Raw genomic sequence first — 15,883 nt, forward strand, 5'->3', positions numbered from 1 at the left:
ATATTTTTAATATTGGGCGGTTAATTTTATTTAATCTTTAATAAAGTTAAATCAGCCTGAACACTTGTATTACTTGAATATTCTATTTCTGCTCCACTTACATTTACAAGTTTTAAATGTATTGGTAACTCACTTATATTTATTAATGCATTACCTGTTATCTGTCCTCCTATAAATACACCTGATCCTCCCAACACCTCTATACTTTTATCATTATTTTCTATTGAAAAAGCTAATTCTTTTATAGGTCCAGCACCACCTATTCCAACCCACCAGTTTATAAAATATAAGCCTTCTGTCAAAATTGTTAATTCTCCAGTACAAATGTTATATAAAACATCACTACAGTGATTGCCTATAATATTATTAAAAATTACATTACTCCCATCAATTAAAATATTCGAATCATTATTTTTTAATTGAATTTGTAAACCACATAAATATGCACTTTGCCCAGTGGCTCCGGTAGCTCCGGTAGCTCCGGTGGCTCCAGTTACTCCTTTTGGCTTACAGTGATGTTCTTTAGACTTTATAAGCAAATACGGCTTAAATCCAGATCTACTAGATGAGAATATAATGGTTACATAATTATAAATAGCCTCTAATGTTATGCCATAATTATAACAATTATTTTCTACCCAAAGTTTTACTAAAGAAGTTATATCTAAACTAACATATTTGTCTTTATCATTTACTGAGACTATAATTTCATATTCTGTAGAAACAGTATTTGGTGCTTCATTCCAAGTTACTGTTTTAAAATCAAAGGCATCAGTATTTCTATATAATTTTACTTTTGAAATAGAAGTCATACCTGAAATGTTTACAGAATCAGTATGAAGATATAATTTTGCACTTTCTATTTCACTTTCTTTCAGATTGTATTCATCAAAATCAAACTTTATTAAACTACGTATTGCAAAACTATTATTACAATCACATAATCTCTTGCTAACAATCAAATTGTCACAATTACTAAAGTTTTCATCTTCTTCTTTTGATACAATAAATGTATCCTTATTAGAATTTATTTTAATGAAACTCAAATTTTCCCCCTCCTTAAATAGTTTAAATTAATATTATAGAGGTAAATAAAAACTTATAATATATGAATTGGTATCTATAGTTATAATGCTGATATTTAACTCATTTAAAAAATATAAAAATTCTTTAATTATTTATCTGATTTTAAAAACAAATATACATACACTTATTTATATTTGTTTATATACGCAAGTCATAAGTTTTAAAATTTAATTATTCTCTTTATATACTATGTAACTGGTTTTCCTTTGCCTACAAAATTTATAATTTAACTTTAATATGATATACTTGCATGTTTTTTAATAAATTTAAAGTCTTTACTTACTCTAAATTCCATGAGTTTTTGCTAGCAAGTACGTACATATATTTGACGCGCAACCAAAAACAAGCTAAGTATGACACTTAGCTTGTTTTTGGTATATTATTTATTTGTAATTTTACATTTCTATATCTAAATATTTTTCCATAATTCTATATTCTATTTACACATTAAACTTTTTAAATATCTTCCCTCTCCTTCAATATGTTCAGGAGCTTGAACAAAAGATTTTTTAACCAAATATTCATTTGTAGCTCCAAAAATTTGATGCCATAACTCATTTAATATTTCTTTCATATTTACTCTATGTTTTATTGATGTAAGATTTGCGGAATATTTTTCAAATGTGTAAAAGAAATCCATTACCATAGGTAGTATATTAAAAAGAATAATATGAGATATTTCTTCAACCATATAAGAATGAAAATTCTGAAATATAGGTATATTAATTGATATAATATCTATTGTAAAATTAATATCTATATACTCCATTTCCTTAAGAAGACATAAGAGTTTCTTTTCCTCTAAAGTGTAGCTACTATAAAAAATTTGTCCATTATATATTCTTAGCATGATTTCACCACACTGATTCATAAACTCTCTATTCATTTTATCATTTATATCAATATATGATAAATTTAAATCTTCATACATTGTTACACTTTTCAATGAATTATCAACCTTTCTAAAAAATCTATAAACATCTTTTCTTATACCATTTGAATCTCCAAAACTATTAAAGATAAAATCTTTTGTTTCATAGTTATTAGTGCTACATAACAAATTATCACTATATTCATGTAGTTTTTTACTCTCTTCATATGCCACAATAATATAGTCTCTATCTCCCGGTTGCTCTTTAGATATACAAAATATATCCTTATTCCCGAAAAAATCTATAGCTATACCATCAAGTATATCATCACATATTATATGATAAAGAATTCTTTTATTAGTGCATTCATGTTTATATTTATCCAATTTACTATATATTTCTTCTTTTAAACTTATAATTTTCTCTCCTATTTTTTCCCCTATGTTCTCTAAACTGTTTTCTAATATAGGAATATCTCTTTCCAAAAATATAGGAAAATTAACTTTATAAGTATTGTCTTTCACATCTATAGCATTAATTAATTTCAAACTAGAAATTATATCATTTAACTGGTTTTCTTTAATATTTAAAATTTTTAGTATTTTATTTTTATCTATTGAAAATTCTTCATTTGATCCAATCACATATATAAACTCTGAAACATATTCTTTATTTAAAACATAATCTGGATTATATTCATCATATTTCCCTAAGTCACCAAACATATAAAAATTCATATTTCCGTTTTTCATATCTGCCTCCAAATCTATCTATTTTGTAACTTAAACATTAAAATTATTAAGTCAAGAATCTTCTCCTATAAATAAAAAGATTCTAAATACCCTCATTCATAATTCAAATTGAGTTACAATAAAGTTATTAATCCTAGACTCATAATTACTAGTTAAATTTTCGTAATATTCCGATAAATCACATGAAGATAATAGATGTAGTTTATTAATTATATTTGCATTTTTTTTATTAACGAGTGGGTATATATACATACTTTTAATCCCCTCCTTATATATTAACCTACCTTAATATTGGGAGCTTATCATATTGAAAATACATATAAATGCTCATATTAATTATATCATATATTCCAACATTTATTGTATGAATATTGAAAATAAACTACTCAATTTGTTTTAATTGAGTAGTTTATATTAAATTTATCTAAGTAATATATGATAATTTCCATTTTAAATTTTATAATTATACCTTAATTTGCTTACCATACCCTCTTCATTGATATAAATTCTTTATCCTCATTATTTACATGCCACATAAATTCCTCTGTAATTATAAATCCTTGTCTCTCATATACCTTTATTGCTCTTTTATTAAATTTAGCAACCAATAATTCTATTTTATTAAATTTATATTGTTTCCTTCCAAAATCTAGTATTTCTTTCACAAACTCTGTTCCCATACCTTTTCCAGTTATAGCTGGTTTCATCTGAACACCTAACATAAATTCTCCATCTTCATAATCAAAACTACAATTTCCTATTAACTCGTTATTTTCATTATATATAACAAATGTGTTTTCTTCTTTATCTATGTTCTTTGACCATTCCCGTTTTGATTCTGTCTTATCATTATCATAAAAAGAATATTCTCCTGAGTACTTCCAGGTTGCAATAAGTTCACCGTGATCTTTTGTAGGTTTTATAAATTTTAATTTCATTATTTATTCCCCCAATGCTTTTCTTAATAACTATTTAAATATATTTTACTATTCATTCTGCTTTATTTAAATCTAATAAATGGTTATTAATTAAAGTTTAGCATACTCTCAAACTTATTAACTCTTCTTAATAAAACTCTAGGTGAATCTAAAAAACAATTGATTTAAATTCCATTCTTTTTATCCTTAAAGATATAAAATTTAATAACAAAAAAGGCTTGTTATACTATTAATTTTTTAGTAACAAACCTTTTTTGTTTATATATCTATTTTAATTTTTCTTTGTTTATAATTCTTCTTATACTTTTCTCTGAAAGATAATATCTCTTAGCTAATTCATCAATTTTTTCTCCATAAACATATCTATTAAAGATCTCACAATCTCTTTTTTTAAGATTGCTTCTTGTGCCATTCTTTTCACCCCAAGATTTTTCATTTCCGTTTTTCCTAGGAATATATAAACATTCACCATCAATATATTCTTGAATTACTTTTATTATTTCCTCTGGTAATACATTTTGGGCTTTAATATATGCCATAGTCTTCTTCTCCTCAATATAAAAATTTGAAGCTATTAAAAAGACTACTACCAAAGTAATTTAAATTATTTTTTTAGTTTTACTTTACCTTCATAGTAGTCACTACTATGAATATATATAATATTTAAGCGTAGGATATTTCATAACCTTCACCTTGCCTTTCAAAATAATCTATATGTTATTTTTTGAATGTGCCTTATATGTTCTTTTTCAGAAAATACCTTTTATGATTTTCTGGACATTCATCTAATATACCAAACACCTCATATCCATGCTTAATATAAAAATCCTTTGCTTGAAAATCAAAAGTATCTAAATGAATTAATTTGCATCCCTTTTCTTTTGCTATTTTCTCCACTTCGTTTAATAGTATAGAACCATATCCTTCTTTTCTAAACTCTTCTTTAACCCATAAAATATCTACATAAAGACAATTCCAACAATACAACACACTATTTATTCCTGCTAAAACATTTCCATGTTTATCTTTTATAACTCTATTAATTGAAATAAAAGGTTTTTCTTGTGTAAAAGGAACCTTTGATAAATTATACTCAACTATTCCATTATCCACCAAGTTACATTCTTCTGATTTACTTTTCTCAATTATATAATCCCTCATATATATCCCCCCAATTTTATATGATAACTATCAACAAGAGTAATCCTCATTTATATACTATTAAATAACCCCTATTTAATATGAAAATCACTTTATTGCTAATAACACTTACATCTTTAAGTACTATTAACCATTATCACTTTTACCTATATACTAAACAATTGTATAAATTATATCATTATTTACAATATAATGTATATATTTTTCAGGTGAGATCAAAGTAGCTATGCCATTCTTTGAGTGACAAGTTTAGCGTATCAAGTGATAAGTTATGGTTGAAAACCACAGGTTTTCTTGAAAAATATTTCTTACTTCATTCCCAATTACAGCTCTTCAATTCTCAATTTCCAAACCTCTTTAACCCTAGACTTCATCAACATTTTACAGTCGGAAATTTTTATACTTTCCTCGTACATTTAAATTAGGCACATGAAAGAAAATAACAATTCAAATATACTAGCGTACTGATTTGTTATTTTTTGAATGTGCCTTATATAACCATAAAATAAAAACTGTAGAAACTTAAAAAGTTTCTACAGTTTTCATTAGATAAGTCCTTCTGCTATATAATTTTCTAAAAATCTTATTAAATAGCTTAAGGTGCAAAAATCTCTATCTATTTTATTTTCCATTATATTAAGTCCTTTAATTAAAACTTCCTCTTTAAAGTTTTCTAACAGTATACTTACATTAAGTAAATTAATGCTTTTATCCTTTGTATCAAGAACTCTTGATGATTTTATAAAGTTATTATTCATTGCATTTTTTACTGCTTCTTCCAATGAAGCGCTTATTTCAATATCAGGCATTTCATCAAAAACCTTTATGTTTGTATTACTTATGTTTAAATTTTGTGCTTTACTAACATCAGTAAATATAAATATTACATTTTTAAATTTTGCATCTCTAAAATCAGTTCCATCTAAGTTTACAGAATCAAATACAGTATTTTCAAAAGATGCAGCTCTAAACTTACTACCTTTTAAATTACTTCCAATGAATTCTGCTTGTTTAAAGCTACATCCATAAAAGTCACAAGACTTAAAATGAGCACCCCTAAAACTTACAAAATTGAAATTTGAATTTGTAAAATTACAATTATAACAGTTACTTCTAGCAAGATTTTTATACATAAAGTTCTTATTAACTTTTTCTATATTATTATAATTGAAGTTTCCTTTAACACTTTGATTTCTAGCCATTGTTGTACCTCCAGTAAAAATATCTCTATTTTTATAATTAATTTTTTCTTATGATTTTCTTTGTTCCCACAAGTTCCATTAATATATAAATCTTTATATATTAATATCAAACTCAACCTTCAAACTCATTAGCCCTAACTTTTAACTTAAAAAGCACTATTGTAATTTATGAAATTTATCAAGACTCTAAACTTTCACCCCATAAAACATAATTTGCCGCTTCCTAAGCACATTTATCACTAAAAAAGTTGTTACTACATCTATTATATCAGTTTTATCCCATTGCTACCATTGCTAATACTTTAACCCTTAGTTCTAGATTAATGTATTACTTTTGGCAAACTCTACTCATTTCATATACTTTAACCCTTATTTATTACTAATTTTTTTATCTCATTACAACACTTTGTACATTATCTCTTATTAAATTCACATAAAATACTATAAAATATCTATATAACTTGCAATTGCTATAAACCAATTTATAATTTATCACTTTTTAATCATAACTTGTCACTATCCAAACTATTTAAGTTTTAACTCTTAACCATTTTCTTTGCTCCATTATAAGTCGCTGCAAAATATCCACCATAAATGGTAAGTAATATTAATGATGTAATTAAAATATATTTTATAATATTTTCATTTCCAACAACTGAAACAACATTTGATACTATTTTAAGCCCTACTATAGAGTGTACTATTGCTAGTGACAAGGGCATCATGAAATATATTCCAACCTGAGTTAATATAGATTTATTAATCATCTTATCATCTACCCCAATTTTTCTTAGTAATTTATATCTTTCTATATTATCAGCTGATTCTGATAGTTGCTGAAGAGCTAATACTGCTGCTGAAGTAATTAAAAATATTACTCCTATATAAATTGCCAGATAAGAAACTACTACACCAATTCCTGTGGAACTTGCTAATATTACTTCTTTCTCAAAAACTAATATAGTATTTTTATTTCTATCAATTAATCCTTTAACCTCTTTATTAAATCCCTTTTCCATAGCAAGTTTATCACCTTTAAAATTTAAATTTAAAGACGATTTAATTATATTTAATCCATCCACCGCAGAATCCTCTACTATAAATACACACATATCATTTGCGTTTTTTATTGTTGAGTTGCTAGTAGTAACCTCTATGACCTTATTTTTTGATGGATCCAAGGATGGTCCGTTAATATTAATTTTTGTTTTCCTATCTAAAGACTCTTGTATTATTTTTGTTAAGCTAGTTGCATTTGTATATGATGCATATTCATGTTTATTTAATTTAATTTCTGCTTTTCCTATCATTCTCATTATATTATTAAAATCTGAAAGTTTTATAACAGGAATACTCTGATTTGTTGCTACTGGATAAAACGAACTTCCTTTTTTCATTCCATCCTCAGTAAAAAAATCTTTAAAACCTATATTACTTCCATAAGTACAATACTTTACATACTTTTCAGCATATTTATTTATATCTAAATTACTTTCTTTTAACGCTTTTTCGATATCTTTATTGCCAATATTACTAGTTAAAGTTACATCAAATTGTGTTAAATCCTTTATATCATTATTTAAAGACTTAGAAACACCTAGTCCTGCTGATAATGTGCATATTGCAAAAAAGATCATTAAACATATAAATGTCATAGATATAAATGTTGTGTTTATTTTACTATTAATTTGTCTTAATACAAACATGTTTAAATCTTTCAAATAACTTTTTTTGTTGCTTTGTGCTATTTTCAACAAAAATCCTGATAATGAAAAGAAAAACAGGAAGGTTCCAATACATCCCAAAATAATAGGTATCAGATTAAATCCATTAAGTTCTGCTACCCCTTGCTTTAAAACCATATAGTAAGCAATTCCAAGTGTAGTTATACTTAATATGAATATAATAAATGATACCCATATATTTTTAATCGTTACTTTTTGATTTTTTCTGCTTGATGTAATTAAATCTATTAAGTTTATTTTCCCTATAGATATAGAATTAAATAAAAATACAACTATATATATCAATCCAAAACACCCAATGGTTTTAACACATGCACTTTTAGAAAATATAAATTTAAAGCTAGTAAGTTTAGTCTGAAACATTTTTGCTGTTAATATTGATAATCCTTGAGAAAGAAACATTCCTAAAATTAATCCTATACCTAAAGATATTAATCCTATTATTATAGTTTCCATAAATAATATCTTTGAGATACTTCTCTTTTCCATACCTAGAGTCATGTAAACTCCAAATTCTTTTTTTCTTCTTTTTATAAGGTAACCATTAGCGTAAATTATCAAGAATCCAAGTATAAACGATATAAACACTGAGGCTACTTCCATTACCTTACTAATCATCTCAAAGCCACTTTCTTGATAGCTATTAACTTCCATCATTACCTTTTGAGACTCTATAGAATTAAATGTATAAAATATACATACTCCAAAAACTAATGTTAAAAAATATATTGTGTAATCCTTTAAACTTCTTTTCATATTTCTAAGTGCTAGTCTAGAATACATCTCTTTGGTCACCTCCTAAAAGAGTAACAACCTCTATTATTTTACTAAAAAACTCTTTTCTTGAATCATTTCCACGAATTAATTCATTAAATATCTTTCCGTCTTTTATAAATAGAATTCTTTTTGCATAACTAGCTGTAAATGCATCATGAGTTACCATCATAATAGTTGCGTTCATTTTATTATTAAGATTTTCTAAACTATCTAGTAACATTTTTGCTGATTTTGAATCTAGTGCACCTGTTGGTTCATCTGCTAATATTAAAGATGGTTTAGTTATTATAGCTCTTGCTGATGCTACTCTTTGCTTTTGTCCTCCTGATATTTCATAAGGATATTTACGTAAAATCTCTGTAATGTTAAGCTTCTCAGCAACATCCATAACCCTTGTATTTATTTCATTGTGGTTTACTCTTGATATTGTTAAAGCTAAAGCTATATTTTCATAACAGGTTAATGTATCTAAGAGATTAAAATCTTGAAATATAAAACCAAGTTCTTTTCTTCTAAATTCTGCAATTCTCTTTTTGCTAAGTTTTGTAATATCATTTTCTGATATATAAATATGTCCACTTGTTACTTTATCTATTGTTGAAATACAATTTAAAAGTGTTGTTTTACCACTTCCCGATGCTCCCATTACTCCAACAAATTCTCCTTCATTTACATTAAAGCTTATATTATTAATAGCCTTTGTAATATTCCCTTTGTTTCCATAATACTTCTCGATGTTTGCTATGTTTAAAATTTCTTTATTCATTAATTACACTCCCTTGCTCTTCATACCTATATATTAAAGGATACCAATATTTTCATCCATAGAATAAGCTAACAGAAATCTTACAATTTTGTTTGTTTAATATTTTTATCACCTCTAAAAATTAAAATATAAAAGCTATGAAATTAGGACATTCCTAAACTTCATAGCTCTTACCTACACTTTCAACTCTCCACATTCAACTTTCAACTTAAGAGAGATGATTTCATCATTCATTCTGAATTTTCAATTCTATATTGTCAATTTGCTGTGTTTTTAATCAAATATAAGCATATTATTTTTAGGAAAGAGGATTGATACTGTAGTTCCTTGATTTTCCTTAGATTTTATCATTATGCTTAATCCTAACTTATTACAAAGTTTTTTGCATAAATATAATCCAATACCAGTGGACTCTCCAAAAATTCTACCATTTTCACCTGTATATCCTTTGTCAAAAGCCTTCATTAAGGATTTTTCACTGATCCCTATTCCATTATCTTCTATGTAGAGAACTACATCATTGTCATTTTTTTCACAATATATACTAAGAATTTTTTCATTCTTTTTCATATATTTTATAGAATTTGATATAATTTGATGTAATATAAATTCAAGCCACTTATTATCGCTATAAACATCTGCATCACAGTTTTCTACAACTACCTTTACCTTATTTTGAATTAAACTATTAGCATTTTTCTTAATAGCTGCATTTATGCTCTTCCTAATATTGAATTTCTTTATTATATAATCTTTCTCAACTTCATTACTCTTAGCATAAAACAACGTTTGTTCTATAAAATTTTCTATTTTTTCTATTTCTTCCTCTATACTATCTGTAATATTAGTCCTATTATTTTCAATTAATAGCTTTGTAGCTGCTATTGGTGTTTTTATTTCATGAACCCATAACTCTATGTACTCTTGATATTCTTGATTATCACTGATAAAAGTTGAAATCTTATCATTCATAGATTTATCTGTTTGGGATACTATATCATATAATATCTTTCCCTCTAAGAATGTAGCTTCCTCAATCATATCAGAGATAATATACTTTTTCTCTAAAGAGCCTAAAGTCTCATATATGCCTTTATAATATTTTCTTTTATTATAAAAATCGTACAAATAAAAAATAATACTTCCAATAAAATTTAAAAATACTGTAAAAACAATAGCATATGTTCCTACACCTAAGGCATTTAACAATATAGATGTAAATATAAGCACACACAAGTGTACTAAAATAAAAATAACTTTTTCTTTAAAATATTCTAAGAATTCCATGTTAGAATATACCCTTGTCCTCTCTTAGTTTGCAAATAACCCTTAGCTCCTATATCCTCAAGTTTTCTTCTTAGTCTATTAACATTCACTGTCAAAGTATTATCATCTACAAATTCCTCAGATTGCCATAAAATTTTCATAAGATTATTTCTTGATACAATATTTTCTTTATTATTGATTAATACATTCAAAATTCTACTTTCATTTTTAGTTAATTCTTCAGTATTATCATTAAATCCAACTTCACTTTTAGACATATTATATTTTATACCTTTATACTCAAAAACATCTAAATTTGTACTTTCATATGTCCTTCTGATAATAGATGAAATTCTTGCAAGAAGAATTTGTGTATTATATGGCTTAGTTATAAAATCATCTGCACCTAAATTCATACTCATAAGTTCATCCATATCACTATCCCTGCTTGTAACTACTATAATTGGAACATTAGACACTTTTCTAATCTCTCTACATATGTAGTATCCATCAAAGTAAGGTAAATTAATATCCAATAAAATAATGTGTGGATTTTCTTTTAAAACTATATCTATTATATTTTCAAAATCTGTTGAAAAACAGCTCTCATATCCATATCTATTTAAAAAAGTGCTTAACTCTAATCTAATTTTTTCATCATCTTCTATGATAAAAACTTTCTTCATAAAAAACATTCATCCCTTCAATAATATGTCAACTTATTTACAATTGTATAAATAATTATAACATAAATTAAATTTATTAATTAATGTTATGAAATTTACTAAAACTAAAGCTCTCCAACCTAACTATTGAAGAGCCTCTAATTTAAATTATTAAATTTTTTAGTTTCACATATTGCTGGATATCTCTTTTTAACATTGCTTCTTTATAGATTAAATACTTCTAATCTATACATACTATATAATTAAAATCATCTATTCTTTTATAAGTTAATTCCTTATTAAACTTTTTAAATTCACCCTCTAAAAAATCTATATGTGAATAATATTCATCCCTTATTTCTTCTATTTGTTCCAATGACAAATCTTTAATAACATTATCTTCATCCTGTTTATTTTCAAACATTAAATCTCCTATTATAATTTTTCCATTATCCTTTAGTACCCTAATCATCTCTTCTATGGCTATTGATTTTTCACTATTATTTAAATGATGAAAAGCATAGGTTGAAACTATTACATCAAAACACTTATCACCATATGGGATTTTCAAAAACTCGCCTAATCTAACCTTTAATTTAGGGTATTTCTCCTTTGCTACACTTAACATTTCTCTGGATTGGTCTATTCCAATAATATTGTAATTATTTTTTAAAAACTTACTAGCTAGGTTTCCTGTTCCAACTCCTATTTCTAAAATGCTTGGATAATTAATGTTTAATCTTTCAACTAAATTAAATACATTTTCTAATATTAGATTGTAATTTTTATAAATTTTTAAGTTTCCCCTATCTTCTTTTACTGACACATCGTAAGTTTTTGCCCAGCTATCAAAATTCCATTTATCTTTCCAATTATTTTTAATATTATCTAGCTTATAGGTTTTTTCTATAATGTCTAATATATTATTATTTATATTACAACCATCAGCTTCATATAAATCATCTATTATTCCTTCAAGTGATTTCCTTATACCAGATAATCTATGAATTTCACCATTTATTATCCCCCATTGTTTGTTGAAATGATTTAAATAATTAGAATTACTGTTACTAGTTAATATTTCTTTTATATCATTAATTGATAATCCTATAGTTCTATATAACAAAATAGCTTGCAATGTCATTATATGATTTTTATCAAATATTCTATATTCATTATTTTCATCTCTCAACGGTTTAATTAGTCCTTTTTTCTCATAATACCTAATTTTATTAGTGGTTATATTAAATATATTAGCTACCTCATTTATATTGTATTCTTTTTTCATTGACTCTCCCCCTCTTTAAGGATATTTTAAACCTTCGCCCAAGGTTAAAGTCAATAATAATAAATCATCTAAACATGAAAAGAGAGGTCTAAGCAATACTAATTGTTCGTCAGATAGTTTGCTAATACTTAGACCTCTCTTTTCTTTAGATAATCCCTTTATATACAAGTTCTAATTAATAAAGTTCCTAAGTTGATAAGTTACATTGTTATGAATTACTAAAATCATAGTTTAAATTTAAATGAATAAACTTTTTTAGAACATATATATTAAATTTTTTTATAAGAATACTTACGATTTATCTAATAGTTTACTAAAACTTATAATTCTATTTTCATCTGAGTAATTTATAATTTAAAATGGAAATTCATAAAAATAACAACTAGTATTCTTTTGATGCTGTTATTTTTTCCTTATCAATAAATTCACTTATAAATAAAATCATTTCTTCTTTTTCTTTCTTTTTTATTTTACATTTATAAATTTTCCCTTTCTTATCTCTTTCACTATTTATTTCTAACAAGAATTTATTTTTTTCATATTCTAAAAAATTAATATTTTTTATCTTATCATATGAAATGATTTCTTTTCTATAAATAATTCTTTTTAAAAATGAATGTTCATCAAGTAAAATTCCATCTTCATAAATATTAACATAATGATTTGTTAAATAATCTATAGGTATGTTAATTATCATTATAAGTATTAAAAACATTGCCAAAATACTTTCTTCTTTTCTATCACTAAATATCACTCTTATCATAGGTATTGTACCTAAAATAGAACATATAGTTCCACTATACTTTACTTCTATTTTTTTATTTCTATCTTTTGACTTTATTTTATATATGTGAAATACTAATATATCACCTATTAAAATGCATATTCCAAACATAAATATTATTAGAATAAATAAATATTCAAATACACTATATTTTTTTACCAAAGCTCCTACTCCAAAAATAGCTATAAGAATTAAAACTCCTATAATTGCCTCTTTATATTTGTTTTTACTTTTTTCTATTTCTAAATTTATCATTGTAACTGCAAAACCCAAAATAATAATACATATAATGATTATAGGTATATCAAATTCCGAATTCTTATAAATGTTCATATTATCCCCCTCGTTTAGATCACTCTACTTCTAAATTATGTGAAATTAAAAATGATGTAGTTTATATATTTACTTAACTTTGTGAATCTTAAAAAAACACATATTTTTTGAATTTCTATCTTAAACGGTACTTTATTATAACAATAAAATTCTATCTTATTATTTAGGTAAATTTTCTTTTATTTTACCAAGGTATTATTTAAATCATATTCCCTTAATACCCTTATCTTTTCTTTATCAATAAAACTACTTATAAATGAAATCATTGATTCCTTGTCCTTCTTTTTTATTTCGTAATTATAAGAATGTTTTTTGTTATTTTCTTTAATATCTATTTTTAAATTAAATTTGCCTCTTTCATATTCTGAAAAAGTTATATTTTCAATGATCTTATATGAAATAATTTCTTTTTTATAAACAAGTCTTTTTAAAAATGAGTTACACTGAAGTAAAATTCCATTTTCATAAATATTAATATGATAATTCATTAAATAATCTAAAGGTAAATTAATTAACATTGTAGCTGGTAATATACCATCTACAAATCTATATTGTGTTTTGTCACATATTTGCATAAATATAATTAAAGTAATAATGATCAAACCTATGAATCTTGTGGAACTTAATTGTATTGATTTATTTTTGATTCTTGAATTTATTTTATACGTATAAAAATTTAATATATCCCCTATTAAAATAAATGTAGAAAATGCCACAATGAAAAATGCGTATATGTATTCAAATACATCAAATCTTAATATACATACACATGCTACATACACAACTGTAATTGATAAAAAAGCCCTAATTATACTTTTATATTTGCTTCTTTCTGCACTTATCATTGCAATTATAAACACCAAACCAAGCATCCATGCCACAATTATCCCAATATCCTGTTGGGAAGTTGTATAATTATCCATAAATTCTCCTTTTATCAAAATAATATTTTAAATGTATACTTATGTTAATAATACTATAAAGCTCTTGTTTTACAAAATTTTTAAATCCTTATCTCAACTATCTTAATATAATTTCCCTATATTTATCTAATTTTTTCTTTTATATACTTTATATCTTATATACAAATTGTTCACATATAATTAGATACTTACAAGGATAAATTTAAATTATTTTATTATATGTAAATTAATGTTATACTTGTAATATTATTATCTACAATATAGTAAAATATATTTTATTTTTGGATAACATGGTTCATAAGTTAGATTATGATATAAATTGCTTTACCACATTTTAAGACAAAGAATATTTATATTAAGCGAGGTGTAATGATGAAACTTGTTGTTATATTTGGACCGCATGCAGTTGGGAAAATGACTGTAGGACAAGAACTTGCAAAATTAACTGGACTTAAATTGTTTCATAACCATATGACAATTGATATTGTTTGTGATTTATTTGAAAATATGCCAAAAGAAAGAATTCAATTAACTAATTTGTTTAGAAAAGAAATTTTTGAGGCATATTCCAAAAGCCATGAGTATGGAATGATTTTCACTTATATGTGGGCACTTGATTGTAAGGAAGATTGGGATTACATTAACGATGTTGAAGATTTATTTACTTCAAGAGGTGCGGATGTATATTATTTTGAATTAGCAGCTGATTTTGACTTACGTATTGAACGAAACAAAACCGAAAACAGACTTCTTAATAAGCCAACAAAAAGGGACATTGAACACTCGGAGTATATTTTCAGGAAGTTAGAGTCAAAATATCGTCTTAATTCATTAGAAAGTGAAATATCCAAACAAAATTATATTAAAATAGATAATTCAAATCTTTCTCCACATGTTGTTGCACAAATGATAAAAAATAAGTTTGCATTATAATAAAAACTTTTAGATTGCTTCAAGTTTTAATAATCCAAGTTAAGGGAATCCTAAAATGAAGTGCACCCCAAATGTTAGACACTGAAAATAAGAAGTGTATAATAAAAAAGGGGTGTATATTTTATGTCCAAAAGAAAAACGTATAGTGGAGAAATAAAACAGAAGGTTATAGAAGATATTAGGAATAATAATCTAAGTTTTAGTGATGCAGAAAAAAAGTATGGAATTGCTGACTCAATCATCTCAAGATGGGATCGGATATATCTTGAAGAAGGTGTGGATGGATTATACAAACAGAGGTGTGGAAGAAAAAAAGGTGGCAGTAATCAAGGATATCCTAAGCAGCTGACTAAACAAGTTGAAGAAGATTTAATCGCTGAAAACCAAAGACT

15 protein-coding genes are annotated in these 15,883 nt (G+C 24.9%); 2 read left to right on the forward strand and 13 right to left on the reverse strand.

The genetic code is table 11. The annotated features are described in order from the left end of the window. Positions 1-26: 26 nt before the first annotated feature. The 13 genes from BM119_RS06280 to BM119_RS06340 all read right to left on the reverse strand — a co-directional run bounded on the left by BM119_RS06280 (position 27) and on the right by BM119_RS06340 (position 14,558). Positions 27-1,046, reverse strand: coding sequence for a DNRLRE domain-containing protein (locus BM119_RS06280; protein WP_090039861.1), 1,020 nt, complete (start codon positions 1,044-1,046; stop codon positions 27-29). 476 nt (positions 1,047-1,522) lie between these two features. Further along, the gene (locus BM119_RS06285) at positions 1,523-2,710 is read right to left on the reverse strand and encodes a hypothetical protein (RefSeq protein WP_090039862.1); all 1,188 of its coding nucleotides are present in this window, start codon (positions 2,708-2,710) and stop codon (positions 1,523-1,525) included. 479 nt (positions 2,711-3,189) lie between these two features. Then, on the reverse strand, positions 3,190-3,648 hold the full coding sequence (locus tag BM119_RS06290) for a GNAT family N-acetyltransferase (protein ID WP_090039864.1): 459 nt from the start codon (positions 3,646-3,648) through the stop codon (positions 3,190-3,192). A gap of 266 nt (positions 3,649-3,914) precedes the next feature. After that, positions 3,915-4,187: a CD3324 family protein gene (locus BM119_RS06295; RefSeq protein ID WP_090039866.1), complete on the reverse strand. Its 273-nt coding sequence runs from the start codon at positions 4,185-4,187 to the stop codon at positions 3,915-3,917. 196 nt (positions 4,188-4,383) lie between these two features. Beyond that, entirely contained in the window at positions 4,384-4,809 is a 426-nt protein-coding gene (locus tag BM119_RS06300; RefSeq protein ID WP_090039867.1) for a GNAT family N-acetyltransferase, read from the reverse strand. Between the two features lie 545 nt (positions 4,810-5,354). Beyond that, positions 5,355-6,011 (reverse strand): pentapeptide repeat-containing protein, encoded by a 657-nt coding sequence (locus tag BM119_RS06305; protein WP_090039869.1) that lies wholly within the window; start codon positions 6,009-6,011, stop codon positions 5,355-5,357. 536 nt (positions 6,012-6,547) lie between these two features. Beyond that, positions 6,548-8,539: an FtsX-like permease family protein gene (locus BM119_RS06310; protein ID WP_090039871.1), complete on the reverse strand. Its 1,992-nt coding sequence runs from the start codon at positions 8,537-8,539 to the stop codon at positions 6,548-6,550. Beyond that, positions 8,529-9,299 carry an ABC transporter ATP-binding protein gene (locus BM119_RS06315; protein WP_090039872.1) on the reverse strand — a complete coding sequence of 257 codons (771 nt, stop codon included), beginning with the start codon at positions 9,297-9,299 and terminating at the stop codon, positions 8,529-8,531. Before BM119_RS06315 ends, BM119_RS06310 begins: the two co-directional genes overlap by 11 nt. Before the next feature lie 273 nt (positions 9,300-9,572). Then, entirely contained in the window at positions 9,573-10,586 is a 1,014-nt protein-coding gene (locus tag BM119_RS06320; RefSeq protein WP_090039874.1) for an ATP-binding protein, read from the reverse strand. Next, positions 10,574-11,251, reverse strand: coding sequence for a response regulator transcription factor (locus tag BM119_RS06325; protein ID WP_090039876.1), 678 nt, complete (start codon positions 11,249-11,251; stop codon positions 10,574-10,576). The genes BM119_RS06320 and BM119_RS06325 overlap by 13 nt, the downstream gene beginning before the upstream one ends. A gap of 220 nt (positions 11,252-11,471) precedes the next feature. Next, a complete protein-coding gene (locus tag BM119_RS06330; RefSeq protein WP_090039878.1) occupies positions 11,472-12,518 on the reverse strand; it encodes a MerR family transcriptional regulator in 1,047 nt (348 codons plus the stop codon). 382 nt (positions 12,519-12,900) lie between these two features. Further along, the gene (locus tag BM119_RS06335; RefSeq protein WP_090039879.1) at positions 12,901-13,635 is read right to left on the reverse strand and encodes a hypothetical protein; all 735 of its coding nucleotides are present in this window, start codon (positions 13,633-13,635) and stop codon (positions 12,901-12,903) included. A gap of 179 nt (positions 13,636-13,814) precedes the next feature. Beyond that, positions 13,815-14,558 (reverse strand): hypothetical protein, encoded by a 744-nt coding sequence (locus BM119_RS06340; protein ID WP_090039881.1) that lies wholly within the window; start codon positions 14,556-14,558, stop codon positions 13,815-13,817. Positions 14,559-14,930: 372 nt separating this feature from the next. Between BM119_RS06340 and BM119_RS06345 the strand changes: the two genes are divergently transcribed. Continuing rightward, complete coding sequence (locus tag BM119_RS06345; protein ID WP_090039882.1) at positions 14,931-15,491, forward strand: DEAD/DEAH box helicase family protein; 561 nt, start codon at positions 14,931-14,933, stop codon at positions 15,489-15,491. A 123-nt stretch (positions 15,492-15,614) separates the two neighbouring features. After that, the coding region (locus tag BM119_RS06350; protein ID WP_143087300.1) for a helix-turn-helix domain-containing protein at positions 15,615-15,883 on the forward strand (269 nt) is incomplete at its 3' end.

It is taken from the genome of Clostridium frigidicarnis (genome assembly GCF_900111985.1).
Lineage (GTDB): Bacteria > Bacillota > Clostridia > Clostridiales > Clostridiaceae > Clostridium_Z > Clostridium_Z frigidicarnis.

Bases quoted from the DNA above. Each gene is read 5' to 3' on its own strand.
- BM119_RS06285 (WP_090039862.1), bottom strand. From the start codon at position 2,710: ATGAAAAACGGAAATATGAATTTTTATATGTTTGGTGACTTAGGGAAA.
- BM119_RS06290 (WP_090039864.1), bottom strand. From the start codon at position 3,648: ATGAAATTAAAATTTATAAAACCTACAAAAGATCACGGTGAACTTATT.
- BM119_RS06295 (WP_090039866.1), bottom strand. From the start codon at position 4,187: ATGGCATATATTAAAGCCCAAAATGTATTACCAGAGGAAATAATAAAA.
- BM119_RS06300 (WP_090039867.1), bottom strand. From the start codon at position 4,809: ATGAGGGATTATATAATTGAGAAAAGTAAATCAGAAGAATGTAACTTG.
- BM119_RS06305 (WP_090039869.1), bottom strand. From the start codon at position 6,011: ATGGCTAGAAATCAAAGTGTTAAAGGAAACTTCAATTATAATAATATA.
- BM119_RS06310 (WP_090039871.1), bottom strand. From the start codon at position 8,539: ATGTATTCTAGACTAGCACTTAGAAATATGAAAAGAAGTTTAAAGGAT.
- BM119_RS06315 (WP_090039872.1), bottom strand. From the start codon at position 9,299: ATGAATAAAGAAATTTTAAACATAGCAAACATCGAGAAGTATTATGGA.
- BM119_RS06320 (WP_090039874.1), bottom strand. From the start codon at position 10,586: ATGGAATTCTTAGAATATTTTAAAGAAAAAGTTATTTTTATTTTAGTA.
- BM119_RS06325 (WP_090039876.1), bottom strand. From the start codon at position 11,251: ATGAAGAAAGTTTTTATCATAGAAGATGATGAAAAAATTAGATTAGAG.
- BM119_RS06330 (WP_090039878.1), bottom strand. From the start codon at position 12,518: ATGAAAAAAGAATACAATATAAATGAGGTAGCTAATATATTTAATATA.
- BM119_RS06335 (WP_090039879.1), bottom strand. From the start codon at position 13,635: ATGAACATTTATAAGAATTCGGAATTTGATATACCTATAATCATTATA.
- BM119_RS06340 (WP_090039881.1), bottom strand. From the start codon at position 14,558: ATGGATAATTATACAACTTCCCAACAGGATATTGGGATAATTGTGGCA.
- BM119_RS06345 (WP_090039882.1), top strand. From the start codon at position 14,931: ATGAAACTTGTTGTTATATTTGGACCGCATGCAGTTGGGAAAATGACT.